Source organism: Morganella sp. HMSC11D09 (genome assembly GCF_001807955.1).
Taxonomy (GTDB): domain Bacteria; phylum Pseudomonadota; class Gammaproteobacteria; order Enterobacterales; family Enterobacteriaceae; genus Morganella; species Morganella morganii.
The window spans coordinates 1-22,543 of record NZ_KV791662.1 but is presented as its reverse complement, the minus strand read 5'-3'; the positions used below and the strand labels follow the sequence as shown (position 1 = coordinate 22,543).

General features: G+C 50.8%; 32 protein-coding genes. 9 read left to right on the top strand and 23 right to left on the bottom strand.

From position 1 onward, the window contains the following. Positions 1-10: 10 nt before the first annotated feature. From HMPREF3119_RS04125 to HMPREF3119_RS04015, 23 genes are all read right to left on the bottom strand, one after another. Positions 11-583, bottom strand: a complete 573-nt coding sequence (locus HMPREF3119_RS04125; protein ID WP_024472887.1) for a hypothetical protein — start codon at positions 581-583, stop codon at positions 11-13. Next, entirely contained in the window at positions 583-1,047 is a 465-nt protein-coding gene (locus tag HMPREF3119_RS04120) for a hypothetical protein (protein WP_070578588.1), read from the bottom strand. Before HMPREF3119_RS04120 ends, HMPREF3119_RS04125 begins: the two co-directional genes overlap by 1 nt. Positions 1,048-1,050: 3 nt before the next feature. Further along, positions 1,051-3,513 carry a phage tail protein gene (locus HMPREF3119_RS04115; protein ID WP_070578584.1) on the bottom strand — a complete coding sequence of 821 codons (2,463 nt, stop codon included), beginning with the start codon at positions 3,511-3,513 and terminating at the stop codon, positions 1,051-1,053. Next, entirely contained in the window at positions 3,513-4,118 is a 606-nt protein-coding gene (locus tag HMPREF3119_RS04110; protein ID WP_004239566.1) for a phage connector family protein, read from the bottom strand. Before HMPREF3119_RS04110 ends, HMPREF3119_RS04115 begins: the two co-directional genes overlap by 1 nt. Continuing rightward, positions 4,118-4,429, bottom strand: a complete 312-nt coding sequence (gene gp10, locus HMPREF3119_RS04105) for a capsid staple protein (RefSeq protein ID WP_070578581.1) — start codon at positions 4,427-4,429, stop codon at positions 4,118-4,120. Before gp10 ends, HMPREF3119_RS04110 begins: the two co-directional genes overlap by 1 nt. A 49-nt stretch (positions 4,430-4,478) precedes the next feature. Then, the gene (locus tag HMPREF3119_RS04100; RefSeq protein WP_070578578.1) at positions 4,479-4,781 is read right to left on the bottom strand and encodes a hypothetical protein; all 303 of its coding nucleotides are present in this window, start codon (positions 4,779-4,781) and stop codon (positions 4,479-4,481) included. 8 nt (positions 4,782-4,789) lie between these two features. Next, the gene (locus HMPREF3119_RS04095) at positions 4,790-5,221 is read right to left on the bottom strand and encodes a Bbp16 family capsid cement protein (protein ID WP_070578575.1); all 432 of its coding nucleotides are present in this window, start codon (positions 5,219-5,221) and stop codon (positions 4,790-4,792) included. Between the two features lie 54 nt (positions 5,222-5,275). Continuing rightward, the gene (locus HMPREF3119_RS04090; RefSeq protein ID WP_070578572.1) at positions 5,276-6,256 is read right to left on the bottom strand and encodes a major capsid protein; all 981 of its coding nucleotides are present in this window, start codon (positions 6,254-6,256) and stop codon (positions 5,276-5,278) included. A gap of 13 nt (positions 6,257-6,269) precedes the next feature. Next, a complete protein-coding gene (locus HMPREF3119_RS04085) occupies positions 6,270-6,932 on the bottom strand; it encodes a peptidase (protein WP_070578570.1) in 663 nt (220 codons plus the stop codon). Next, on the bottom strand, positions 6,929-7,252 hold the full coding sequence (locus HMPREF3119_RS04080) for a Bbp19 family protein (protein ID WP_070578568.1): 324 nt from the start codon (positions 7,250-7,252) through the stop codon (positions 6,929-6,931). The genes HMPREF3119_RS04085 and HMPREF3119_RS04080 overlap by 4 nt, the downstream gene beginning before the upstream one ends. Then, positions 7,249-8,910: a portal protein gene (locus tag HMPREF3119_RS04075; protein ID WP_070578565.1), complete on the bottom strand. Its 1,662-nt coding sequence runs from the start codon at positions 8,908-8,910 to the stop codon at positions 7,249-7,251. Before HMPREF3119_RS04075 ends, HMPREF3119_RS04080 begins: the two co-directional genes overlap by 4 nt. A gap of 15 nt (positions 8,911-8,925) precedes the next feature. Next, on the bottom strand, positions 8,926-9,132 hold the full coding sequence (locus HMPREF3119_RS04070) for a hypothetical protein (protein WP_004239577.1): 207 nt from the start codon (positions 9,130-9,132) through the stop codon (positions 8,926-8,928). Between the two features lie 187 nt (positions 9,133-9,319). After that, the gene (locus HMPREF3119_RS04065) at positions 9,320-10,804 is read right to left on the bottom strand and encodes a terminase (RefSeq protein WP_070578561.1); all 1,485 of its coding nucleotides are present in this window, start codon (positions 10,802-10,804) and stop codon (positions 9,320-9,322) included. Then, a complete protein-coding gene (locus tag HMPREF3119_RS04060; RefSeq protein WP_070578558.1) occupies positions 10,804-11,364 on the bottom strand; it encodes a terminase small subunit in 561 nt (186 codons plus the stop codon). Before HMPREF3119_RS04060 ends, HMPREF3119_RS04065 begins: the two co-directional genes overlap by 1 nt. Before the next feature lie 52 nt (positions 11,365-11,416). Then, positions 11,417-12,025: a hypothetical protein gene (locus HMPREF3119_RS04055; RefSeq protein WP_070578555.1), complete on the bottom strand. Its 609-nt coding sequence runs from the start codon at positions 12,023-12,025 to the stop codon at positions 11,417-11,419. Between the two features lie 24 nt (positions 12,026-12,049). After that, a complete protein-coding gene (locus tag HMPREF3119_RS04050; RefSeq protein WP_070578552.1) occupies positions 12,050-12,394 on the bottom strand; it encodes a hypothetical protein in 345 nt (114 codons plus the stop codon). Beyond that, positions 12,391-12,750, bottom strand: coding sequence for a phage protein NinX family protein (locus HMPREF3119_RS04045; protein ID WP_070578549.1), 360 nt, complete (start codon positions 12,748-12,750; stop codon positions 12,391-12,393). Before HMPREF3119_RS04045 ends, HMPREF3119_RS04050 begins: the two co-directional genes overlap by 4 nt. After that, positions 12,747-13,127, bottom strand: a complete 381-nt coding sequence (locus HMPREF3119_RS04040) for a hypothetical protein (RefSeq protein WP_070578546.1) — start codon at positions 13,125-13,127, stop codon at positions 12,747-12,749. Before HMPREF3119_RS04040 ends, HMPREF3119_RS04045 begins: the two co-directional genes overlap by 4 nt. A 256-nt stretch (positions 13,128-13,383) precedes the next feature. Further along, entirely contained in the window at positions 13,384-13,746 is a 363-nt protein-coding gene (locus HMPREF3119_RS04035; protein WP_070578544.1) for a RusA family crossover junction endodeoxyribonuclease, read from the bottom strand. Then, positions 13,736-14,158: a hypothetical protein gene (locus tag HMPREF3119_RS04030; RefSeq protein WP_070578541.1), complete on the bottom strand. Its 423-nt coding sequence runs from the start codon at positions 14,156-14,158 to the stop codon at positions 13,736-13,738. The genes HMPREF3119_RS04035 and HMPREF3119_RS04030 overlap by 11 nt, the downstream gene beginning before the upstream one ends. Positions 14,159-14,364: 206 nt before the next feature. Next, a complete protein-coding gene (locus tag HMPREF3119_RS04025; protein WP_070578538.1) occupies positions 14,365-14,838 on the bottom strand; it encodes a replication protein P in 474 nt (157 codons plus the stop codon). Further along, positions 14,807-15,832, bottom strand: a complete 1,026-nt coding sequence (locus HMPREF3119_RS04020; protein WP_070578535.1) for a DnaT-like ssDNA-binding domain-containing protein — start codon at positions 15,830-15,832, stop codon at positions 14,807-14,809. Before HMPREF3119_RS04020 ends, HMPREF3119_RS04025 begins: the two co-directional genes overlap by 32 nt. A 330-nt stretch (positions 15,833-16,162) precedes the next feature. Beyond that, on the bottom strand, positions 16,163-16,381 hold the full coding sequence (locus HMPREF3119_RS04015; RefSeq protein WP_036425894.1) for a hypothetical protein: 219 nt from the start codon (positions 16,379-16,381) through the stop codon (positions 16,163-16,165). A 131-nt stretch (positions 16,382-16,512) separates the two neighbouring features. Here HMPREF3119_RS04015 and HMPREF3119_RS04010 point away from each other — a divergent pair, with 131 nt between their 5' ends. From HMPREF3119_RS04010 to HMPREF3119_RS03980, 9 genes are all read left to right on the top strand, one after another. Next, the gene (locus HMPREF3119_RS04010) at positions 16,513-17,103 is read left to right on the top strand and encodes a helix-turn-helix domain-containing protein (protein WP_036407682.1); all 591 of its coding nucleotides are present in this window, start codon (positions 16,513-16,515) and stop codon (positions 17,101-17,103) included. Positions 17,104-17,431: 328 nt separating this feature from the next. Then, positions 17,432-17,590, top strand: a complete 159-nt coding sequence (locus HMPREF3119_RS19340; RefSeq protein ID WP_168162277.1) for a hypothetical protein — start codon at positions 17,432-17,434, stop codon at positions 17,588-17,590. Beyond that, entirely contained in the window at positions 17,574-19,271 is a 1,698-nt protein-coding gene (locus tag HMPREF3119_RS04005) for a PD-(D/E)XK nuclease-like domain-containing protein (RefSeq protein WP_070578531.1), read from the top strand. The genes HMPREF3119_RS19340 and HMPREF3119_RS04005 overlap by 17 nt, the downstream gene beginning before the upstream one ends. Before the next feature lie 48 nt (positions 19,272-19,319). Then, positions 19,320-20,372, top strand: a complete 1,053-nt coding sequence (locus HMPREF3119_RS04000; RefSeq protein WP_070578528.1) for a RecT family recombinase — start codon at positions 19,320-19,322, stop codon at positions 20,370-20,372. A gap of 40 nt (positions 20,373-20,412) precedes the next feature. Beyond that, entirely contained in the window at positions 20,413-20,652 is a 240-nt protein-coding gene (locus HMPREF3119_RS03995; RefSeq protein ID WP_024472865.1) for a helix-turn-helix transcriptional regulator, read from the top strand. A 15-nt stretch (positions 20,653-20,667) separates the two neighbouring features. Beyond that, the gene (locus HMPREF3119_RS19335) at positions 20,668-20,811 is read left to right on the top strand and encodes a hypothetical protein (protein WP_168162276.1); all 144 of its coding nucleotides are present in this window, start codon (positions 20,668-20,670) and stop codon (positions 20,809-20,811) included. Positions 20,812-20,842: 31 nt separating this feature from the next. Further along, positions 20,843-21,727, top strand: a complete 885-nt coding sequence (locus tag HMPREF3119_RS03990) for a DNA cytosine methyltransferase (protein ID WP_210388494.1) — start codon at positions 20,843-20,845, stop codon at positions 21,725-21,727. 2 nt (positions 21,728-21,729) lie between these two features. Continuing rightward, positions 21,730-22,014: a hypothetical protein gene (locus HMPREF3119_RS03985; RefSeq protein ID WP_070578522.1), complete on the top strand. Its 285-nt coding sequence runs from the start codon at positions 21,730-21,732 to the stop codon at positions 22,012-22,014. An 18-nt stretch (positions 22,015-22,032) separates the two neighbouring features. Beyond that, a complete protein-coding gene (locus HMPREF3119_RS03980; RefSeq protein WP_070578519.1) occupies positions 22,033-22,398 on the top strand; it encodes a hypothetical protein in 366 nt (121 codons plus the stop codon). Positions 22,399-22,543: the final 145 nt, after the last annotated feature.

Sequence of the window (22,543 nt, the reverse complement as noted above, 5' to 3'; positions counted from 1 at the left end):
GCGCCCTCCGTTAAAAGAATCGTCCGTAATTGCCGGTCTGGCGGGTCACATCAAACAGGTTTGATCCAGTTCCAGATGCGGCTTTAGTCGCACCTGAGCCAAATATACTGCCGGTACCGCCTGCCACTTTGTACGCACCCCATGCATTCAGCGGCGTGGTCAGTATCGTACCGACTGCGCCAATATTGCCCTGACGGCGTGACATCTTCGCATTGAGCCGGTCATTAGCCGCCTGCAGCTTATAGCCGTATGCTTCGCGGGAAGCGTTGTTCATCACGGTGAGCGCATCGAGTTCACCCATGGCCGCAGTATCGCCGAAGATATCCAGCGCACCGCCAGCACCGAGATCAACACCATTGGCCGACATAGTGGCCGCCTGAGTCCCTGCCAGTTGCCGTGCGCGTGAGCGCTGTTTTGCTGCCTCGGCATTACCCCGGTTAATGGAATCATCCGCTGCAGCTTCATTCAGTTTGGCATTTTGGTTTGCGACATCGGCGTTAAATTTACCGGATGTGTACTGGCTGTATGCCTGCATAGCGCCGGTACCGATTGCGGCGGCCGCCAGCATGGTTGGTTCGCACATTATTTCGCCCTCATGGTGAAGTGATGGAAAGGCAGTTTCATTAAACCGACCGGTTCCGCCGGTTCCAGCCGGAAACCCAGCCAGTGAAGCCAGGCTTTCGCAACGTGGTTACGCGCATCCACATAGTTTTCCAGTGACGGATAGATCGACAGCATGGCTTTCAGTACTGGTTTACAGCGACGCAGGAATATTTTCTGATGCGTTTCAAGGTGATATGAACTCACCAGCCACGGGATCCCCACACCGCTCAGGATAGACCCCGGAGCCACACCGAATATTGTAACGACCTGACCATCAATCAGACCAGACCACGCCTTTGTCGAACAGGTAACACCACGGGTAAGAACCTGCTCTGCCGTCTGACCGGAGAATGCCGAGAACTCATCATGATCAGCCTGGCGTATATAAGGCAGAAGCTGCTGAATATGCTCAGCCGTTGCCGGGATAATCTGTACGTGTGCCATCGGTTAAAACCCTCCGACATCAAGACGCGGGATAACCGCAAGGATGGACAGCGGCAGCGGATCTTCCTGCCGGATAAAGACACGCCCGTTTTTGCTCCAGTTGGAATCCAGATTGATTTCCACAATGCCGGTCGCATCATCAACAGGGTTGTCGTAATACTCAAACTCACGCTGAGGGTATTCATACAGGTGATCTTTGTCGGTACCGGCCCACACGCCGCGGCTGGAATTAACGATCAGGCTGGCAACTTTCACCAGTTTCTTTTTATCCAGCAGCGTTTCCTGCCCGTTAATGTGGATGTCCAGCGTTTCCAGTTCGCTGGTAACCGGCAGACCGATATGCACTACTACTGACGGCGTGTCGATTTCCACCCGTTCACCGGAGACAACAACCGACGGCGCTACATTGGCATCTGCCAGCACATTCACGGTTTTTCCTTCCAGGTGCCCGATACCGGTAAAGAATTTACGGGCAAAGCCCCACGCCTCTGTCATCGTGCTGCGTAACGCTGGTGGCACATTACGGTTAGGTGACACCGTAACCTCTTTGCTATTAATGACTTCGACAATGCGGCATTTCAGTATTTTGTTCTCATCATCCTCGGTGTAATCAATGTGGATCTCGTTACCGATGTCGCTCTCTTTGAACACGTTGTCAGCCAGCACAGACAGGCGGTATTCTTCCTGATACGACCAGTCACCATCACCGCCGGTAATAACGACTGTTTTATCCGGATCTGTATTACGGCCGTCATAACTCAGGCCGGAGTCCACAAAGAACGCATCTTCCGTCCTGGTGAATAACCTGCTCGCCAGGCGCTCGACATAACGGACCGTCTTTTTACCGACTTTGCGCTTCACCACGAAGTACACCGCATCTTCCGCACCCTCACTGATGGTACATACAGATTCAAATTCACCGTCGGTATGCTGCGGCGCCCAGGCAAAAACCTGTTGTTCGCGCAGATAGGTTAACGCCAGCATTTCGCCATCATCCCGGGCACACCAGGCAACGGAGTAAGGAACAGTCGAGAAAGCCCAGTCAACAATCTGGTGTTTCTGGAACAGGTGATTGGCGAGAATGGTTAAGTCTGTGCCCTGGTACCCGTCCACATCGAATGAATACGCCAGGTCACGGACAGCGCTGCCTTTTTCCTGCACATACAGCGCAATGTTCGCCACGGCAATCGGCGGCAGATTACTGGATCCGTTGGCACCCTGTGACGACATAGAGAAACTGGCCGGGGTGAGCACCTTATTCTGATCACCGGTAACCTGATATTCTCCGCCGGAGGTCAGCGCCACCAACGAACCGACGTCAATAAGGTGGCGAATTTCATTCACCTGCCGCCCGGCATAGGTGTAGATAATGCGGTCGTCATCCTGAATAGGGTTACTGCGCCCGAAGTCTTTATAATCGCCGCTGCGGCTGGCCCATATGGTCTGTGGTTGTGAACGGGATCCGGCAAAGAACAGGCGCTGCTGGTAATAGGTCACGGTACTCGGATAACCCAGCTCTTTATTCCAGGCTGCCCGTGCCCATTTGTGGCTGGCATTGGTCGCTGTGACGGCGTTGGACGGCAGATAAGAAATGACTTTCCCGGTGGCGGTTTTACCGTCACTGCCGACAGATTCAATTTTTACAATACCGAACCCGCTGTGCAGGTATTCCCACTGGATGCCGTTATCACCGCCCCATCCGTCCCAGCTCATGCCCTCAGTGTGAGACGGACGCAGCGTACCGGTTTTACCTCCGGTATTGGCGCGGTAATAGTGACTGCCGGCACGGCGCTGATCGTTAACTGCAGTTTCTTTATCTGTTTCCCACACCGGCACTTCATCAACAGCACGCTGTTCCAGGTAAAACTGTTTTCCCACCTGTTCACCGCCGAAGATATTGTGTGTCGCTGTCAGCGTTACTGTGCCGGTACTGGCGCTGGCGTACACTTTGATCGCCTTGTCGGTGTTGATGTCTTCAAACGGGCCGTTCTTTGTCTCCACTTCCGCCAGCCGCCAGTCATCGTGATCGTAACGCTGTAGTTCCATAGGTGGGTGATCGGTGTGAACGATGGTCATTACGTCAGCAGACTGCGTGAATTTCAGCTTAAACAGTTCAGATTCTGCATATGGTGTCGCCAGTTCAAACACTTCACCTTTGTGCTCACCATCGGCATACAGCACCTGCCCGCCGTCTTTGAACACACGGATATACCGATCGCCGAACTCCAGCGCATAGGTCTGAACCGTACTGAACTGAAACGGGATCAGGCGGCATTTTTTGTCGCCGTATTTAGCTGCAGCAATGAAACGTGTACCCGGACGGTTTTCTGCCCCGCCGTACTGCCGGACAATGAAATTACGGCACTTGCGCAATGCTGTAGCGTACTTCGCCATATCGACGCGTCCGTATAAGCTCGGGGCGATTTCACCGCCGGAGAATGACGGCTGAATAATACTGTAGGCCATTACGATAACCTCGCTGCGGTAAACTCATCCATGTAATCGACCGGCTCTGATGATTCCCCCAGGGAGTGAGCTGCCGCACCGGCGATCGTCATCTGGTAAAGTTGCAGAGCCTCATTACCGATACCAGCATTTGATGCCAGAGGTCGCGCTAGTTCAGCAGCCAGACGCCACGCCAGTGCATCTTTAAACAGCGCGTCATACATGTTGACGTCTGTCACCCGGGCGGTGTATTGCAGCCACGCCTCCGGCTGATCGGTATAAATCAGTTTCCCGGTACCTTCTTCATCAGCACCGACCTGAAAATGAATCGCGGTATCAGGGCGGTGATACTTTTCACCGGGACGGATAATCGCAATGGCTTTCATGCAGTCCGTAGGGTAACGGTAGGCATATTTCCATTCAGGCGGCGGATTATTGGTATCAGCCAGCGCCACGCGCTTAACAGCGAAGTTCCAGGGGAAGTCTGACAGAACCGCGTCGCGGCACTGCTCATAGTGCAGGCTGCACTGATTGGCCTCTTTACTGGCCTCGGTCATGCTGTTGATAGATCGGCTGTTACCGATACGGCTGAGCGCGATATTGCAGATTTCGATTTCTGAGGCCACTATTCACCTCCGTCAAACAACACATCAGCCGCTGTTTTTTCGCTGCCGGACCCTAACGCCATATCTGTTATCTGAAGCTCAACGTAAACAGACTTCTTTCCTTCGCGTTCATTGACGGATTTCGACAGAACTTTAGCCACGCCATGCAGCTCAATGCTTTCACCAACATCCGGCACGGCGGTACCGAGTTTTTCTATCGTGTCGTTTTCCAGGGAAATGCGCAGGCCGTACGGGTATTCATCACGGGTTTCTTTCTTGCCGCTGGCGTTCTCGTAGGTTTCAGTGCTGGTTTTCAGGTTGACCATTTTCATTGTCTGTCTCCAATAAAAAAGGGGCTTTCGCCCCCTTTGGAATCGGGGGTTAAACCCCAAGCTCTTTACGTTTCGCGTCGATATCCGCGCGGAGTTTTTCGGCACCGGCATTGTGATGCGGCTTCTTACCAAACAACTGCTGGTACTGATCCTGCAGCGCTGTTAATTCAGTGCTGGCACCGCCATCGTGATTATCGTCACCGGCATTGGCACCTTCATTCGCAGCTACGCGCTCACCGATTTCAATCAGAAACAGGTTACTTCCGGCCATACCTGTGAACTCAACTTCTTCACTGGGATAAAGCAGGCGGCCATTGATAAAGGATTTCTTCAACACTTTATATCGTGACATGTCACACCTTAATTACTGACAGCTTCATAGACCAGATGAGCATCCACATTCAGGATAATGCCTGATGTGAACTTACCCGCCGTTAACGGGCCATCACCCACGATGTACTGGAGACGCAGGAATTTAAGACTGCCCTGCGGCACTTTGGCAACAATGCGCTTACCGGCATTCAGTGATGCAATCGGCATAGCCTCAGACAGAAAAATAGCCTTAGCATCTGTGAATGCCTTATCAGACGCGGTTTCCAGTTTGATCTGCACCGTGGCATCTCCGGCGGCTTTGGCCTGCTCTGTCACCTGTGCGAACAGCTCCAGCGGCTCACCGATGCCGATATCACGGAAATCATTACGCAGCGGGCCGAGGTCGATAGTGCCGGTACCGGCTGCTGATGCTGTAACCGCCTGATCGACGGAGAACATCGCTTCTTTATCTAAAATCATTGTGTTACCCCTGTTAAAAGGTTGCCGGAGGCTGATGCCGTCCGGCATACGCGGTTACTTAACCTGGCTTTCTGTCGCCAGAATGGAATCGACGCGGCGCACCGGGATCTCATCGAACGACACGACTTTCTTCCCTGCCACTTCCTGCATGGAAATGTTGACGTTCTTGGAATTTTTAATCTGGCGTCGCATCCAGCTGCGGATAGCCTGGTTGCAGTAGATTGCCGGACGACCCATAGCGAGGTTAGGGATCTTCTCAATCGCCTGAATCAGCAGATCAACCAGGTCGAGCGTGTCCGCCGCTTCCGGGTCTTTCTTCAGCTTACTCATATCGATGTTGGCGATACGCACCACATAACGCCAGTCACGGACGGTCAGGCCGTTTTTCCACTGGAAGTGGGTACGGTAACCTTCATAGCGGCCGCCGTTCTCATCTTCCAGCGTCACCTGTCCTTTGTGCTCCTGCTGTAAGCCAGCTTTAGAGCCTTTCGGGAACAGGCCGTGGACGGTGTTTTCACCCCATACCACCAACCAGATAGAGGTCAGGTTACTGCCGGTACCTCCAGCGTCGATGATGTTAGCGCCGCTCTTGGCGCCCAAATCATTAAAACGGGCAGCCAGTCCGGTGAAGCGCTGCGGGTGTACCGTGGTATCACCGTAGATCAGTGTTTCAGCCATCTCCTGGTTCATGGACTCCAGAAACGCCAGGGATTCAGAAAGCAGGAATTCTGTTTTGTTACCGTTAAGATCAGCCAGGTCTTTATCCACTTCGGAATAGGTTTCCAGCATACCGACTGTGTCGGTGACCTGTGCCGTGGTTGATTTGCTCGGCTGAACACCGTAGTTCAGTAAGCGCCATGTGGCTGACGGCAAACCGGTACGCACCGTAGTGCGGTGGCCGGTCGGCAGGTTACCTTCAACGAACAGCATATCGTCGAGGATCTCGTTGGTCTGATTCAGCAGTTCGACAATTTTCGCCTGTTTGCTGTCAGGGCCTTGTCGTTTAGCCCAGTCAAGTAGCGTAAGTGCTGGCATGGTTTCCCCTTAATTATCCGAATAACACATCAGCGGCACTCTTCGTGCCGCCGCTATTGCCAGTGACAAGACCGTCCTCTGACATGGCTTTGCCGATATTGGCAAAAATACGCACCAGCTCCGGGTGATTTCCGAGGCCGGTTTCGTTCAAATACTGTTTCAGCTCTGGTGAGCCGAACTTATCCATGGCTTTCTGCGCTGCGCCAATGGAAGCATCGGTACCGAGGTCTTTATCTGCCTTAACCTGCTCAGCCCACTGTTCGATCTGCTGCTGCCACTGTGCCGCCTGCTGTTCAACCAGCTTCGGCATAATCTTGCTGCCGTACACATCCACCAGCTTTTGCGCCTGCTCGTTGCTCAGGTTCAGCTCTTTGGCGATCGGCTCAAAAGCTTTTACCGCTTCAGCATCCAGTTCCTGACCTTCTGCGGGTTTGAATTCATACTTTTCCGGGGCCGCTACAGCGGGTTTACCGAGATCTGCTTTCGGGTCTTTGGCCGGTTGCTCAGTACCTTTATCCTGCTCATTACCCGCAGGAGTACCGCCGCTATTCGCTGGTGGTGTTTCTGTACCAGCCGGTGTGCCTTTTGTACCCGGAGCCGCTCCGCCATTGTCACCACCCTCCGCGCTCTGCTCTTCACACAAGCGACGCATCATTAAGCGCTGCCATAAGTTCATGATTGTTTCTCCTGTTGTTTCGCGGCTTCATCAGCCATCAGTGCATAGAGTTCAGGGCAGACACGATGAAGCCCTTCAAACATCTGTAAACCAAAGTTACGGCAGCCCTCTTTAAAGGCTGTCAGATACGGATCTGCTGAGAAAGATGAGCCAAACACATTGCTTTCACCCAGCAACCGCCACATAAACCGGCGGCCTTCCTCTGTTGACATAACCGCTTTCAGGTCATCATCAGCGCGTTTCTGTTGCTCGCGCTGTGCAATATCGTGTGCGGCCTGTTCCTGCGGAGTGAGCAGATAGGTTTCCTGTGCGTCTGTCACTGACCACCTCCGGCCAGCGCAACCAATGCGCTGTTATCATCCAGCGGCGTATTACCCAACGTCTGAGCGCCACCGACAGCGGCCTGCGCCATCTGCATCTGTTGTGCCATCGCCTGCTGCTGTGCGCGTTGCTCGCGGATTTGCGCCACCTGCTCATTGGTTGCCACCACGGACGGCGGAACACCGATTGATGCCGCGTAGGCATCGATAGTTTCGTCCACGTTGATTTTGTCTAGGGCATCCGGTTTGAACTGACCTATGCCGCTAGTGAAGCCAATGAAACGCTCAATGCTGCTGACGCCGATCGCTTTCTGCGCCTGTGCCATCACTGAGATATATTCGACTTTCAGCTGCATACCCTGCATCTCATCCGGCGGTACCGGCAGCAGGTTGTTCTCAGCCATTACGCTGAACGTGCGGTTAATCAGCTTATCCAGCAGCTCGGAATCCAGACGCTGTAATACCGGCCCCAGCATCAGCAGTTTTTCTTCCCGCATTTCCGCCACGGCTTCGACCGGCATTGAACGGGTATTCACGGTCTGCATCATGCGGAACAGGTCAACGAAATAGGCGTGATCGATAATCTGGCGGGTGTCTTGGATATCTTCCAGCAGGCCATTGGTGCCATTAGCCGGTATCTGGAACAGCGGCTTGATCTGGTTATTCACGTCAGCCATCGGCAGATAGTTAATCCCGCCGGGGATAGTAGAAATTCTCTGGCTTTTGATAGAGGCCGGAGCCTGTAACGGCGGGTTGGTGATTTTGTCGATCATCTGCGCTTTGCGGCGCTGCAGAAGTTGCAGAGCTTTCACACTACCGAGTGCCACCATGCCTGGACAGGATGAACCGTAAACGTCCTCGCCGTTCACTTCCCAGCGTGGGGCCATGATCGGGAATTCGTCGTAACCGGATTCACGCAACAGCTTGTCGTCAGTACTGTTAGCCTCGTAATAAACGGATTTGTACGCCTTGTGTTTCGCTTCCAGTTTGCCGGTCTGGCGATCAAGGTTCGGATAGACAGCGTGAACTACATTCACCCACTGCCCATATTGACCGCTGTTCCACTGTGATTTCACTGTGTCACTGACCGCATCCGTACCGAACTCAGTGACCACCTGACGCACGGTCATACTGAATTCACGGACGGCAGTATCGACACTCAGATCCGCGCCGTTGGCAATGTAAAAGCTGCCGGTCGGGAACGGTACGGTACGGATCACCCGCTGCGGGTCAGCGACAACAGCCATTGCACCGGTGGCGAACGTACCTAAATCCTCGTACATCAGCGGCAGTGACTGGTAGAGATTGGAGCGGTTAAACACTTCGTTCATGCGCTGTTCGACAGTTTCCAGCCAGAGTTTCACCGGACCGTAGTCCATCAAATCACGGTCAGGTGTTGCCAAGCGGAACCACGGACGCGCCGGGCTGGTAATGCCGGACATCATGCCGCTGGATAAGGTACGCGCCGCCATAACGGCAGCCGGGTCAATAATCTTGCTGTTGCGGCGATCACCTCGGTTAACTTCCGAGGCGGTAAAGCGGGTACTGCGCGGGCGGGTGAAATCAGACAGCTCACGCCAGTGCGGCTCAAAAGAGAGTCGCTCGGCTTTCAGCTGAGAGAGTTGCTTATTTAACTGCTGCTTCAGGCTATCTGACATTATCCGCCCCTGTGATTACTGGCCTAACAGCGTTTTACCGCTGGTGGACGCGGCACCGGTGGCACCCTGAGAACCGGTCAGCATGGTTGACTTGCGGCCTGATGCTGCACGGCGGCGGCGCATTTCTTCATCACGGCTGCTGGTGACAGCTTCGTCCTGCTCCTGTGGTGCTGCCTGAACCGGTGGCGGCGTACTGATTTTCGGCTTACTGAATCCACACATATCCACACCTCAATAAGATAAACAAAATTACTTTATATGGATTGTATATCATGTTAATTGACATTTGAAATAAACATAACTAACATTTTGTTTATCACTCAGCCGTGATTCTCTTTACCCTCCATAACAGGTGTTGCCAGTGCTACAGCTTTTGCCCTCTTCGTGAGGGCATTTTTTTATCTGTTATTCAGGCGTAGGGATCGTAATCGTTGTCAGCCACAACTGAGCCGTGAGAAATGTTCTGTTTAAATTGCGGATCTTTTTTGGTGACCGGATAAGCAAACGTCAGCACCAGCGCATCACCTTTACCTGGGGAGCGGCCTATGCGTTTTTTAATATCGTCTTTGGATTCCAGCAGTATTTTTCCGTCCAGGCGGACTTTGTATTCCGCAGCAGATAAATCATCAGCGGTTTCCTGGTCGTCCAATGCCCCGCCAATCTTAAGCCACGTTTTAGCGCTGTTGTGCATCTCACCGCGCTTATTAGCCATCTGCGGATCGGTGGAGGCTCCGCCGAACTGTACCAACTGCCAGTCGCGCCCCCAGTTCATACCAACGGAGTAAATACCAGTACCGTAGCCGAAATCGATATGCACAGCGTCCGCCTGGAGGCTGTCTTCAAAATCCGCGATACGTTTTGCCATCACCACATCATCGGTGGTCTTGTTACCCGTCCACAGGCATTTACAGTACAGACCCTGTCGCATGTAGATCACCGCATCATCCGCACCGGAATAGGCAGGGTCAACGCCGATGATTACCGGCGCGTGAGCCACCTCAGCAGCGGTTACCGTCCGTTTCATGGCAGCATCGGTAAGGCCGGTCGGGATAAACTGAGTTTCAGATGCTGACGGGAAAATACCGCGCACACGGATTTTGAAGAAGTCGCTGTCTTCACCCATATCTTCTTCCCACTTTTTGATCTGCTCTTTGTTGGTGCCTTCCACCGTCCGGCTGTCTATCTGCTTTGTGCGCCAGCGATGTTTAAACTTGCGGAAGCACTCACGGAAGCGCCCGGTGTTACGGGTCGGGTTCCCGAAGGCAATCCAGATAATTTCCGTGTTCTCATCCGTCAGCGCCCCCTCGGCAACCTCCCACACCAGATCGGCAATGTTGGATGCCTCATCGAACACCAGAATGATGCGCTTGCCCTGGTTGTGCAGCCCGGCGAATGCCTCGGTGTTGTTCTCTGACCATGGCACGGCATCAGCCCGCCATGCGTTGGTATGGTTCGGATCGTTGGAATAGATAGCTGTTTTGGTGCAGGTGAACCAGTCGCGGGTGATGGAAAGACGCTGCCACTTGGCAATCTCCGGCCATGTTTTGGTTCGCAGCTGGTTTTCGGTGTTGGCGGTGACGACGACTTTGCAATCTTCGCAGGTGTCCATGCCCCACTTAATTACCATGGAAATGAATGCCGATTTGCCGATGCCGTGCCCGGATGCGCGTGCCAGCAGCAGCGGCTGATGCCGCGTATCCGGATTGCGCAAATGCTGACCTATTTCACCCAGTGCCTCTGCCTGCCACTGACGCGGACCGCCGGCCGTTTCCAGTTCAGTGCCCGCCTCGCCCCACGGAAATGCGTACAGCGCATAACTGAGCGGGTCATGCGTGAACATGGCAATATCATCAATCAGCTGTTCTTCCGGTGACGTGGTGGCGGCATCTGTCATTACTCAATACCCTCTGCTGCCCGTTTCCGTGCTGCGGCCAATTTATCCGCCAGCGAGATATTGACGTCAACCTGTACGCGCTCCCGGAAGGCATTCACGTCTACGTGCTTACCTACCAGCTCAAGTACGCGCAACTTATCCAGCAGCTTCACCTTTTTAACGGTGACATTTTCATCAACGACTGCAATTTCAAATGATGCGATACTTTTACGCCACACAGCAGGCCAATCCTTAATAGGCTTGATATCCCCAGTATCAGTGAGAATGTCCGCGATATCCGCGTCCAGCATATCCACCAACCGCTTAAGAACGGTGTCGGCGCTCATCTTGGTGCGCTTGTTCCTCTGCTGCATAAGCTGGGCGATACGTTCCTGAATGCGGGGATCTGCCATCAGTACCGATGCACGTTTACAGGCACTACCAGGAGCGTACCCGGCAGAAATGGCGGCATCAGTCTGATTATCAGGCGCTTTGAGATATTCCTGACAGAAACGCTCCATCTGAGCGTTCAGCGGTGTAGGCTTTCGTGCTGGTAGTTTGCGGGGTCTTTTGATGGTCATAATAATTACCTTTTTGTTTATTATGACCACTAAAAAAGTAAACTTCAACTCATCAGAGTTTTTTCAGTTCATCATCTAAGCAATTAATCAACTTCTCATAGGATACATTTATTTTCATTACACTCTCTATTGGTTGTAATATTTCACGGCAATCTTTGACTATTTTTTTTGTAAATTCCTTATGGCTTAATTCATCTGAAAGCATATCAACCTTCTCATTCTTTATATGGCAAAGAAATGCATCTATTGAATTACTTAATAACTCATTAGCCCCGTTAACATTTACAAGTATATGAAATTTGTTAATTGCCATTCTTGTAACATCCAATATCGTGTCATGACTGAATTTTTCTATATTACCAGGTACAGCTAACTGTTCAAATTCATCAAACTTAACAAAATTAACTCTTCCAAGATAATCAGTTGAAAAAGAATATTTTGAATTAACTTTTACCTGATTTGACAAATAAACAATGAATAGCAATTGTTTTATTATATTAATTCCTTGTATTGCAATCAATGCATCTATTGCTTTAATATTCTTTTTTTTCTCCTTCTTTTTTCTTATATATTCTAATATTTCCTTTAATATAAACAATGACACAGCAATTGTTGATGTAATCAAAGCAGTGGTTGGTAGCGTTGTTAATTCCAATGACATATAATCTCCTTATTCTAAGTATTGTTATTCTACCTTCAATTTCATCTCATGCCACCCTCTGGTGTTCCAACATTCTGCATCACCGGACAGGCAGCACTCAGCGACCGGCAACGCCTCACCACACTTACCACAGCAGCGCTTTGACAACTCAGCAATCTCACGCTTAAGCCGTGCATCGTCGTTGCGTATCAGCATCTGGATATACTCGGCTTCGTCGTATGGTTCACGACCGGCGCGGCGCAGAGCGCAGTTACGCTTGATCATCTCATGTTCTTCGGCCTCAATCTGCCACTGCGGGGTTACCATGCCAGCGCTACGCTGGCGTTTACGCTGTGCGGCTTTGCGTTCGGCGGGGGTTTTGGCTGTCATTTCAGCAGTTCCTCAGGCACACGAACCTCACGCCCCATCTTCACCGCCACGACAGCACGGCATATTGCGATACGCGGTGTATCACCGTCTTCATAGCCATCCTGCACGTAATTACAGGAAGCTGACCAGACCATGCGCCCGCCCCATTGCTCATCCGGGATCAGCTCGTTTACAAGCTCAATAGAGTATTTCTCAACGAGCTCACCACAGATAACCCACGACCTTGACGGCACGTAAACGCATTTATTGGCATCAACGATGTACTCAGAGCCTATTTTAACCTGCATACCAATTGCCTGCGCCACAGCCCAATCCAGCGCCCGGCCTGAAAGCTCACTCGTTTTTACAGTTTTCATCCGACCTCCCCTTTAAGTTGAGCCATTTTATTTTCAGTAAAAAGCAGATCGGTTCTGGCGCTGCGTAATCTGGCCTTGGTGTTCTTTTCCGCTTTCAGTAGTTCATCAACTGACTTACGAAGTTCCGCACGTTTATCCATCAGATCACCAATTTCACGGACAACATGTTCAGCATCTTTCGCGCGGGAAAGCAGCACATCAAATGCATCAACAACACAATTGCAGTGCTTGCAGGTTACCTGGCGATATTGCTCATTTATGGTCACACCGTGGTGACGGCAGATCTCCTGTGGTCTGGATTTTTTATCTTCCACTTCGGTACTGAGTACCGGCTTATTTTCGTCTTTGAAATTTACGTGGATAATTTTTGTTTCCATCACCCCTCCGGCAGTTAATTAATTTGCCGTGACATGTCACGATTAATCACTACATCAAAATTTCTACAGCCGCAGGACGGACAGACCAACTCGATATAATGCTTTCGCTGTACCAGTGCCAGCTCGGAGCGCTGAGTCATTTTTCTGCATCTCCGGCACCGTAAATTCCGGCTCATAATTTCTTACCCTATTCATTTATCAATTAACAATTTCAATCACTTACTTACCCGATGGTAATAAGTTCACGATTCCGCCGTTATTCCGGTAACCTTACCGTTATCTTCCCGGCCTCACCCCACACCTTGGAAACCGCCACATTCCAGACCTTGCAATCATCATCAAACAAGGCATCCATCAGGGCTTTAAGCAGGTTATCGACATCCGGCTTCTGCTGGTGCGGCTGCCCGTCCATGCTGCGCTTCTTCACTCCAGACCAGCTTTTCGGCATCGGCATCTGAAAAACGATTTCAGCACCAGATTCCGGCAGCGTTATGCGGCGCAACCGTGCTTCATCACAGAATGCTCTGTAACGCATAACCGCAGGCCGTTTCTGCCACTTGTCCCGCTGTGTCATACGCGGCTTTGGTACCGGCGTGATATCGAACTCGTTAACCCGCATTGTTCCTGGCCTTTTTCAGTAGTGAATCAAACAGTTTCTGCATCCGTGCTGGTTCGCCATACTGCTCAATCGGCTGGCGTACTCTCGGCTTTCGCTCTGTCACCCGTGGTTTCGCCGCTGTTTCCTCGCTGCGCTCATGGCTGCGCCTGAGAGCTTTAGCGATATTCTCGCGCCTGGTCTGCGCCTGATTTTCAAGCCCTTCCCGGTGGTCATACCGAAGCCAGTGGACGAAGTTGTATGAGTTTCTTTTGCGCCCTATCACATTCCAGCGATACAGCTGGTCGAGCGCATACCGCACCGCAGATATTCCGACCTTCCGTCTGTGGTCGTTCCTGATGGCGACCACCAGCTGCATGGCAGTGAGATCCGGCTTATCCGCAAGAACCAGCACGATGTAGTCCTGAACCCGCATATAGCCCCCATGGTAATTACCTTACAGGCAAATATAACCATCTTGTTTATCTTTTCAAGAATAAAAATACCAATATGCCGCATGCGGTTAAAAAGCCCTGTATCGAATTATGAGAGACTTTTAAAACCACATCATGAAAACGTACTGACCGCATAGTTAAAACCTCGCTGCGTTGTACTGGCTTACGATTTTGATGATTCATGCACTCAGGCAGATCGTTGTTTTTTTCTTTCGAGCATTTCCATCCACGCAGGAGGCGGACGGGTTTTATCTTCCACACGCAGAACCGGACGGGGTATCGGTTCGCCTTTGTCTACACGGTCCGCCCACTGCCGGATCATCTTTGCCAGGCGCTTTTCAACTTCCGGCTCAGTCAGTCGCAGGTCATGCACCTTGTTTCTCAGTTCCGTGAAGATCCAGTACTGCACCGGGTGCCTGAATGGGTACATCTCAGCACTGCGGTAATATCCCCGCTCCGCCAGGTATTTCAGGAAGTCACGCAGCATGTCGTCAAACGGGATCCCGAATGCATTTGAATCCACCAGCTTATCCGACAGCATCACAATCACGTCAGAAAGTTCAGGCGGCCACGGGTTACCGTTCATGCAGCGGTCGAGGCAGAATGTGAATATCATCTCAAACTGGTCATCACTCAATCCGGCGGTTGCTCGCTTCCACATCGATGACGGTTCCTCGCTGTTCTTCCTGGTCCATTTGTCCCCGTACAGCTCGATCATTTTCCACCAGAGCTGCAACAGCCTCTGGTCCGTGGTTGTCGTGGACGCTTTGCAGGAATTTCTGCATGGCTCTGGATTTTCCGGCAAACGGACTGCCGGTCTGATTGTGTTTATTTGTCCCATTGTTTCCCCCGTTGGTTTTCATGCGCTGCTGATGAATGCTTTTTGCGAACGCCATTTCCCACTGTGCATGGTGTTTGGCTTTCCCTTCCGCCTGCCAGTACGTGATGAACTCGGCCAGTTCCTCAGGCCGGTACGGCTCATTCAGCATCACTCCCCACTGTGCCGCTTTGCGGCTGAAATCCGGATCCGGCTGCCAGTGACCGGTCATCGCGAACTTACCCGGATAATCTGACCAGTTCCCTGCCGGTGGTTCTTCCACATCGGGATCCGGAATGAAACTTTTTTCGCGCGCGCCAGAGAGAGTTGTTTTATGTTCTTGTTCCTGATCTTGTTCTTGGCTTCCGAGGGACTCCGAAGCCCCTTCGAAGCCCCTTTCTTTTTTCTCTGATGGCTTCCTTTCAGACGACATATGAAAGCAATCTTTATATTTCTGATAAAACATTGATAAAAATTGATTTTTAGGCTGACTGTCATACTCTCTTTGTATGCCAATACAGCGGTTATCCGATGCTTTAAGCGCCGGTGCGATCTGGTACTTTGCCATTTCAATCACCCAGACCACTTCGGCATCCTCATCGTAGTGGCAAAACCCCGCTTCGATGCACCTTCGAAGCCCCTTCGAAGCCCCTTCCAAACCCAGCCCGGTTTCATGCGCCATGTAAATGACCGGGAGGTAATACATACCTGTCATATTGGCATGAGGATTTGTAAGCAAATACATAGAAACAATAAGAGCTTCGTGACCTTTTTCCCTGATCTCTTTACCGGTCTTCCCTATCCAGAATTGTGGTGAAACTTTCCCGTAGTCACGCATAAAAGCACCACTCACTTAGCACTGTTGATTAACTGCTTTAATACAGAGCGATAGGTTGTCGAGTTTTCAAAATTGCAGGTAACGCATACCCCGTTACAAACGTAGCGCTCTGCAACATGGCCGTTTTTACATTTCCTGCCCGTAAAAAACTTACTAAGCCCTTTTGATGCCGCTTCTTTCCTGCTGATAATTTCCATCATTACCCCGCTGAATTGTGTGTATGTGTAAATGCTAGTCATATTTTAAAAATAGATCAACCTTAAATGCATAATTGTTTATTGCATATAACCAGAAAGTAAAAAGGCCGCACAAGGCGGCCTCATATATTCATCACTCGAAGAACCGTATCAGCTCTTCCATTGTCACTGCTGCACCATGCTCAGTACATGCCTGGTGTAATCGCCTGATAGTTTTCAGTCCCGGCTGTCTGCGGGCGTATCTCAGGTGTGTCCTGATATAACCGACAGTTACTCCGGCTTTCTCTGCGAACGCAACACGATCTTCTTTGTTAAGACCATTCCAGAATGCATGAAAATTGAAATCTTCCATATTTTTCCTGTTCTATCGTTAAACATTCTGAGAATAATAACCAACATGGTCATTTACCAACAAGGTCATGATTCTGTTTAATGGCGGAATCAGATAAACATTTACGAATACATTTTAATCAGGCAACCCATATGAAAAATATCAATGAGATAAGGAGAGATAACCTCATCTTCATTCTGGAGAAGTATTACGACGGCAGACAGAAAGCGCTGGCCGATGCGCTGGGTTTCGCCCCGAACATCATTTCACGCTATCTTTCCTCATCCGATTTGAAGAGCCACCGTAATATCAGTGACGCGGTTGCCAGGAAGATAGAACATGTCACGCGGGTGCAAAAATACTGGATGGATACCGACCATTACAACCGGCCGGCAGAAAGCACCGACGATATCTATTCACCGACCGAGATCGGCGCAATACTGGCAGATAACATCAGTACCTTTATGCTGACAGACGGCGTGAAGTCACAGACTCAGCTGTCTGTTAAAAGCGGGCTGGGCCAGTCAACGATTAACCGTATCGTGAAGAATGAAACCAGTGCCACCGTGGACAGCGTGGACTCCATTGCCAAGGCACTGGGCCGTAAAGCCTATGAGCTGCTGATCCCGTCCAACGATACCGACGTCATTAAGTATGACCAGAAACGGTATGCCGCACTGTCACCGGCAGAGAAAGAACAGATCCAGGACTTTATCGAGTTCATCATAAAGAAAAACCGGTAATAAACTCAGACAGATGCGAAATTGGCCAGCCTCGAGCTGGCTTTTTTTCGTTGTCATGATAATCAATTTGTTTATCTTTTATTGTTTTTTATTGTTGACAACGTCCAGTTACGGGTTATTATTCATATCGAGTTGACCATATTGGTCATGCTCTTTAACAATCGAGACTGCAACACAATCCCTAATTCTGATGCAGCAGAATGTCCTCGCTAACCCGTAGAACCGGAACGCGGGATCGGAACGTGAAAAATTACATGAACTGGCGATAACCGCCGGTTTTGCTATACGCCAAAACATAAACAAATGGTTTATTCAAATGGTGGGTAACATGACATTTTTTATTCTCAACGGCCTGCACGTTTTTATCGTGTGCGGCAAACAACAGCAGTTTAAATCATTCCGCGCTGGCATTAAGTGGGCTTTCACCACCAAAACCGCCGCACGGACAGATCAACTTATAGGTGAGCACAATGGCAACAACCAATAAAGAACGTATGGACGCCAATTTAGCTGCGGCGATAATGCTGGCCAGCAGCGAGACATGCATTGATATAGTGAAAGCAACGACAGACCTGATTGCCCGTATAAACGGTGATAAATCGAACCAGGCACTGGAGAAATACGACAACATTATTTTCCGTGTTGGCCTCGCTGCCACATCATCAACCTGCTTACAATCACTGCCGGATGAGCAATGCATTGAAGCGCTGGCACATGTCATCATGAATATGGATAAGTACCCTGCCACCAGCGACAAAAAGCAGTATTTTGAATCACTGTGCGTGGCCGCTGATCATTCTGCTGCAAAAAATGATAAACAAACCGTTTATCAACAGGATGAGGTGATGACCGATAATGACTGTCAGGTAGCCGCAGAGCCACCACACTTTGAACCGGGCCGCTATCCTGATATCCCTAACGAAACGTATCACGCATCGAACGGCATCAGCAGCACCATGCTGAAAGATGCACGGATCAGCCTGATGTATTACCAGCGCCGCCATATCACGAAAGTGATTCAGCGTGAACGCTCAGAGGCGCTGGATTTCGGTAGCCTGTTTCATACTCTGGTGCTGGAGCCGGAAAAGCTGGACACGGAATTCAGCCTGCCGCCGGTTATCCCGGCTGATGCACTGACCAATACCGACTCTATGAAAAAATGGATAGAGAGTTATAACGCCGGTCTGGCGTCGGTGATGAGCAACGACGAACTGAAAGCAGAGATTGAGGCGCATAACGCCACGCTGCCGCAGCCGTTATCTCTGTCCGGTAACGCTGAAGAAATCGGTTCTCTCTATGTTGCGTTGCCTGATGCTTTCCGTACCATTCCGGAGCACGAAAAGCACACCGCCGCGGCAATGAAAGCCTGCATAAAAATGTTCAATAACACCCTGCCGGTACCGCTGAAAACATCCGGCGGACGTATCGATATGATTCGGGAACTGGAAGCGATAAACCCTGAGCTGGTGGAAGCAGAACGCAGTAAGCCGGACCCACTGCTCACCTCGGGTAAGAAAGAGGACCTTATCACCAGAATCAAAGCCGTATCCCCGGAAACCGTTTTCGCTGATGAATTAATGCAGGCATGGCAGGCAGATGAATCACGTATCCGAATCACCGGTGATCAGTTAAAGCTCGGCAAAGCCATGCAGGAGGCTGTCTACCAACACCCTGAAATCAGACCGCTGATTAATCATCCGGGCCGCGCCGTAGAAGTCAGTTATTACGGTATTGATGAAGATACCGGCCTTGAGGTACGTGTCCGGCCAGACCTTGAAATCTCCACCACGGACAGCCGTATCGGGTTCGACATGAAATCGGTATCACTTGGACGTTTCAAGCAGGATGCCATCGAAGCCATGATCCGCCGGGAAATACTCAACCGCGATTATCACGTCAGTGCGGCCATGTACTGCGATATTGCCGAACTCGACCAGTTCTTCTGGATCTTCGTCAACAAAGACGAAAATTACAACTGGGTCGCGGTAGTCGAAGCCTCTCCGGATTTACTGGAACTCGGCCGCCTGGAATACAAAAAGACACTTCGCGATATCCGCCAGGCTATGGACACCGATGTATGGCCGGGACCGGTCACCACCACGCTCACTATCGGCCTGAGCGATTTCGATATGCGCCGCCTGGAATCGCTGCAAATGGATGCCGCTTAATACCCACTCTATTTTATGCCCGGCAATAGCCGGGCCGGAGATTTCACTATGTCAGAAGTAACAACTGTTCAATCCAGTACACCACCGACCGTTATGAATAACACCTCATTGCTGATGAATCCGGATTCAATGGATCGCCTGATGCGCTTTGCCGAGTTAATGGCGTCCGGCACCGTGACGGTACCGAAACATTTACAGGGTAAACCCTCTGATTGCCTGGCAATAACAATGCAGTCCGCCCGCTGGGGCATGGACCCTTTCGTTGTTGGTCAGAAAACCCATGTTATTAACGGAACACTCGGTTACGAAGCTCAACTGGTCAATGCCGCAATCACAAGTTCAACCGCTATTGATGGCCGGTTCCATTACCGCTACGGCGGCGAATGGGAAAAAATTGTCGGGAAAAAAGACAAAAACCGCGATGAGTCTGGCCTCTATGTTGAAGTTGGCGCTGTGCTGCGTGGTGACAGTGAAATAACCTGGGGTGAGCCGGTTTATCTGGCTGATGTCCAGACGCGCAACTCACCGCTCTGGACAAATATGCCGAAGCAGCAGATCGCCTATCTGGCAATAAAATACTGGTCACGCCTGTATTGCCCGGAAGTGATTATGGGCGTTTACACACCGGACGAGATTCAGGAACGCGCCATGAAAGACGTCACCCCACCGAAAGAGCGCGTAACACTCAGCGAATTATCCCACCAGCAGACAAAGCCACAGCAGCCGGAGCCGGTAAAAGAAGTCACCGGTGAACTGGTTGAAGAATTCGACGCTGAGGCAATCCGCCGCGCTATCGATACCGCCGAAACACTGGATGCTGTGAAAGATATCCGTAGCCGGATTGATGAAGGTAAAAAGGCCATGGGCATCACCCTGTTCACCGAATTGAAAAACAAAGCGGTTCAGGCATATCACGTTATTGATTCACGCAACCTGCTGGAAGCGGAGATCAATTCTCTGCCGGAACCCGGCACACCGGAAGCCGCAGAAGCATTTCAGAAAGTGGAACAGCTGCTGAATGCCCGTAAAACGAAGCTCGGCGCTGAACTGTATGAGCAATTCAGTATGACGCTGAGTGATATGAAGCCTGAATATCAATAATTTTTACCGGGGGAGAAATCCCCCGCCCGGAGAACACACCATGATCCCATTAAAAAAACCTATCGACTTCAAAGAAGTGAAGCGCATCGTCGGATTATCCAGAACCACCATATACCACCTGGAAAAAGCAGGTGATTTTCCAAAGAGAAGTTACTTCTCGAAACGAGCGGTCCGTTGGGAAGAAAGCGAAGTCCGGCAGTGGGTCGCTAATCGCATGCGCAACCGGGTTAAACCGGATAATGCCATCGATGCGAATCGACTTGTTCGCCAAAATCATTAACACGGAGATAACCGTATGATTATTGATATCAACAGTGTCGCCCTGTCACTGCACGGAATCGCACTCTGGTGCGCCATCAGCGGCGTTATCTGCGTGATTGATGGTGATACCCGGCAGCTGATTGTATCCCCTTCCAATAACCCCACCGTTTCAGGATGAAGCGTAATGCAGGGATGCTGAGGAAATAACAATGACTGCTTACTATAACGAAATCGACCCGTTCGCTGCTCAGTGGTTACGGAATCTCATTGCTGCCGGTCATATAGCGCCGGGTGTAGTGGACGAAAGGAGTATTGAAGATGTCACACCAGATGACTTACGCGGATTCACACAATGCCACTTCTTCGCCGGTGTCGGAGTGTGGTCACTCGCCCTGCGCCGTGCAGGATGGCCGGATGATAAACCAGTCTGGACAGGAAGTTGTCCGTGCCAGCCTTTCAGCGCGGCAGGCAAAGGAAATGGGTTTGCTGACGAGCGGCACCTTTGGCCTGCATTCTTCCACCTCATCAGCGAGTGCAAGCCTGGCGTTATCTTTGGTGAACAGGTTGCAAGTAAAGACGGCCTCGGATGGCTCGACCTTGTTCAGACTGACTTGGAAACAGAGAACTACGCCGTCGGCGCAGTTGATTTATGCGCTGCGGGCTTCGGTGCGCCGCATATCAGGCAAAGATTGTTCTGGGTGGCCGATACCTTTGGCGGGAAGCGGGCGCGGAGTTGGAACAAGCGGCAGGCAGGGAGGAATGAATATTCAAACGGCCGCGCAGCTGGCAGGCTGGACAACAGCGAGCGCCTCGGATGGAGAACGGGGAGGAACTGGAATAACGCCGGGAATGACGGGCAGCAGCTTGACGCAGCAGTCAAAAATGACACTGCCAGTCCGACGAACGGCTACTGGCGAGATGCTGACTGGTTACTCTGCCGGGATGACAAGTGGCGGCCAGTTGAATCCGGAACATTCCCGCTGGCTGATGGGATTGCCGGTCGAGTGGGAAAACTCCGCGCCTACGGAAATGCCATCGCCGCGCCGGTCGCGGAAGAATTCATAAGGGCTTATATGCTGATAACAGAGGATTGAATATGGCAATAATTCAGTATTGCGTTGCGTGTAAAAAAGATGAAGACCCGGCATCCGTCACTGAGAATCTCCGCTGTGAATTATCAGACGACCATAATTTCAGCGCTGATGATGACGACTTCGAATTTTGCATAGAAACATGCGCAGAAGATTTTCACGACAGATGCGACGGGTGGGAGCGTCATTGGCCTTTATTATTCATGCTGTGGATTGACGGTAAATATATCGGCATGTTTGAAGTTGAGCGCGAATATGAGCCAACATTCTCAGCTAACAAGGTTAATTAAGCAGATTCAGGAGGGGTGATGGATAACGAAATTTACAGACCAAAATTACAGGTGTGGCACATTCCACAGATTCCTGGGGAAGCATTCAATGTCGATGTTGAGTCGGTTACTGAAGCAGTGAAAGTAATGGAAACCCTGGCTGCATACGACCAGTTTCAGTATGACAATAACATCAAGCCTGATTACTCAAATATGAATGGTCTGAATATATTCAACGAAATAGACCAGGAATATTATTCATGGGATGCTGAGTGTGATTTATTTTATACGGACTCACCAAAAGAGTTCCTGTCACTATTAATTGAAAATAACATGACAGAGGATGAGTTTAATAAAAACCACCCTGCTCATTATGACTTCATGCGGACAACTTCACTGAAATAACAACCCATGACAATCGGATTTGTATTACTACTGGTGATGCACGGCTCTGCTGTGCCTGTTACCGATGATATTTATACGCTCGAAGAATGTGAGAGCCGCGCAGTGCAGGTAATGGCTGTGCGGAATGTTGAATTAGTGTGTGCGG

Coding starts and splice junctions, on each gene's coding strand:
- HMPREF3119_RS04125 (WP_024472887.1), bottom strand. CDS start 583: ATGTGCGAACCAACCATGCTGGCGGCCGCCGCAATCGGTACCGGCGCT.
- HMPREF3119_RS04120 (WP_070578588.1), bottom strand. CDS start 1,047: ATGGCACACGTACAGATTATCCCGGCAACGGCTGAGCATATTCAGCAG.
- HMPREF3119_RS04115 (WP_070578584.1), bottom strand. CDS start 3,513: ATGGCCTACAGTATTATTCAGCCGTCATTCTCCGGCGGTGAAATCGCC.
- gp10 (WP_070578581.1), bottom strand. CDS start 4,429: ATGAAAATGGTCAACCTGAAAACCAGCACTGAAACCTACGAGAACGCC.
- HMPREF3119_RS04100 (WP_070578578.1), bottom strand. CDS start 4,781: ATGTCACGATATAAAGTGTTGAAGAAATCCTTTATCAATGGCCGCCTG.
- HMPREF3119_RS04095 (WP_070578575.1), bottom strand. CDS start 5,221: ATGATTTTAGATAAAGAAGCGATGTTCTCCGTCGATCAGGCGGTTACA.
- HMPREF3119_RS04090 (WP_070578572.1), bottom strand. CDS start 6,256: ATGCCAGCACTTACGCTACTTGACTGGGCTAAACGACAAGGCCCTGAC.
- HMPREF3119_RS04085 (WP_070578570.1), bottom strand. CDS start 6,932: ATGAACTTATGGCAGCGCTTAATGATGCGTCGCTTGTGTGAAGAGCAG.
- HMPREF3119_RS04075 (WP_070578565.1), bottom strand. CDS start 8,910: ATGTCAGATAGCCTGAAGCAGCAGTTAAATAAGCAACTCTCTCAGCTG.
- HMPREF3119_RS04070 (WP_004239577.1), bottom strand. CDS start 9,132: ATGTGTGGATTCAGTAAGCCGAAAATCAGTACGCCGCCACCGGTTCAG.
- HMPREF3119_RS04065 (WP_070578561.1), bottom strand. CDS start 10,804: ATGACAGATGCCGCCACCACGTCACCGGAAGAACAGCTGATTGATGAT.
- HMPREF3119_RS04060 (WP_070578558.1), bottom strand. CDS start 11,364: ATGACCATCAAAAGACCCCGCAAACTACCAGCACGAAAGCCTACACCG.
- HMPREF3119_RS04055 (WP_070578555.1), bottom strand. CDS start 12,025: ATGTCATTGGAATTAACAACGCTACCAACCACTGCTTTGATTACATCA.
- HMPREF3119_RS04050 (WP_070578552.1), bottom strand. CDS start 12,394: ATGACAGCCAAAACCCCCGCCGAACGCAAAGCCGCACAGCGTAAACGC.
- HMPREF3119_RS04045 (WP_070578549.1), bottom strand. CDS start 12,750: ATGAAAACTGTAAAAACGAGTGAGCTTTCAGGCCGGGCGCTGGATTGG.
- HMPREF3119_RS04040 (WP_070578546.1), bottom strand. CDS start 13,127: ATGGAAACAAAAATTATCCACGTAAATTTCAAAGACGAAAATAAGCCG.
- HMPREF3119_RS04035 (WP_070578544.1), bottom strand. CDS start 13,746: ATGCGGGTTAACGAGTTCGATATCACGCCGGTACCAAAGCCGCGTATG.
- HMPREF3119_RS04030 (WP_070578541.1), bottom strand. CDS start 14,158: ATGCGGGTTCAGGACTACATCGTGCTGGTTCTTGCGGATAAGCCGGAT.
- HMPREF3119_RS04025 (WP_070578538.1), bottom strand. CDS start 14,838: ATGTGGAAGCGAGCAACCGCCGGATTGAGTGATGACCAGTTTGAGATG.
- HMPREF3119_RS04020 (WP_070578535.1), bottom strand. CDS start 15,832: ATGCGTGACTACGGGAAAGTTTCACCACAATTCTGGATAGGGAAGACC.
- HMPREF3119_RS04015 (WP_036425894.1), bottom strand. CDS start 16,381: ATGGAAGATTTCAATTTTCATGCATTCTGGAATGGTCTTAACAAAGAA.
- HMPREF3119_RS04010 (WP_036407682.1), top strand. CDS start 16,513: ATGAAAAATATCAATGAGATAAGGAGAGATAACCTCATCTTCATTCTG.
- HMPREF3119_RS19340 (WP_168162277.1), top strand. CDS start 17,432: ATGACATTTTTTATTCTCAACGGCCTGCACGTTTTTATCGTGTGCGGC.
- HMPREF3119_RS04005 (WP_070578531.1), top strand. CDS start 17,574: ATGGCAACAACCAATAAAGAACGTATGGACGCCAATTTAGCTGCGGCG.
- HMPREF3119_RS04000 (WP_070578528.1), top strand. CDS start 19,320: ATGTCAGAAGTAACAACTGTTCAATCCAGTACACCACCGACCGTTATG.
- HMPREF3119_RS03995 (WP_024472865.1), top strand. CDS start 20,413: ATGATCCCATTAAAAAAACCTATCGACTTCAAAGAAGTGAAGCGCATC.
- HMPREF3119_RS19335 (WP_168162276.1), top strand. CDS start 20,668: ATGATTATTGATATCAACAGTGTCGCCCTGTCACTGCACGGAATCGCA.
- HMPREF3119_RS03990 (WP_210388494.1), top strand. CDS start 20,843: ATGACTGCTTACTATAACGAAATCGACCCGTTCGCTGCTCAGTGGTTA.
- HMPREF3119_RS03985 (WP_070578522.1), top strand. CDS start 21,730: ATGGCAATAATTCAGTATTGCGTTGCGTGTAAAAAAGATGAAGACCCG.
- HMPREF3119_RS03980 (WP_070578519.1), top strand. CDS start 22,033: ATGGATAACGAAATTTACAGACCAAAATTACAGGTGTGGCACATTCCA.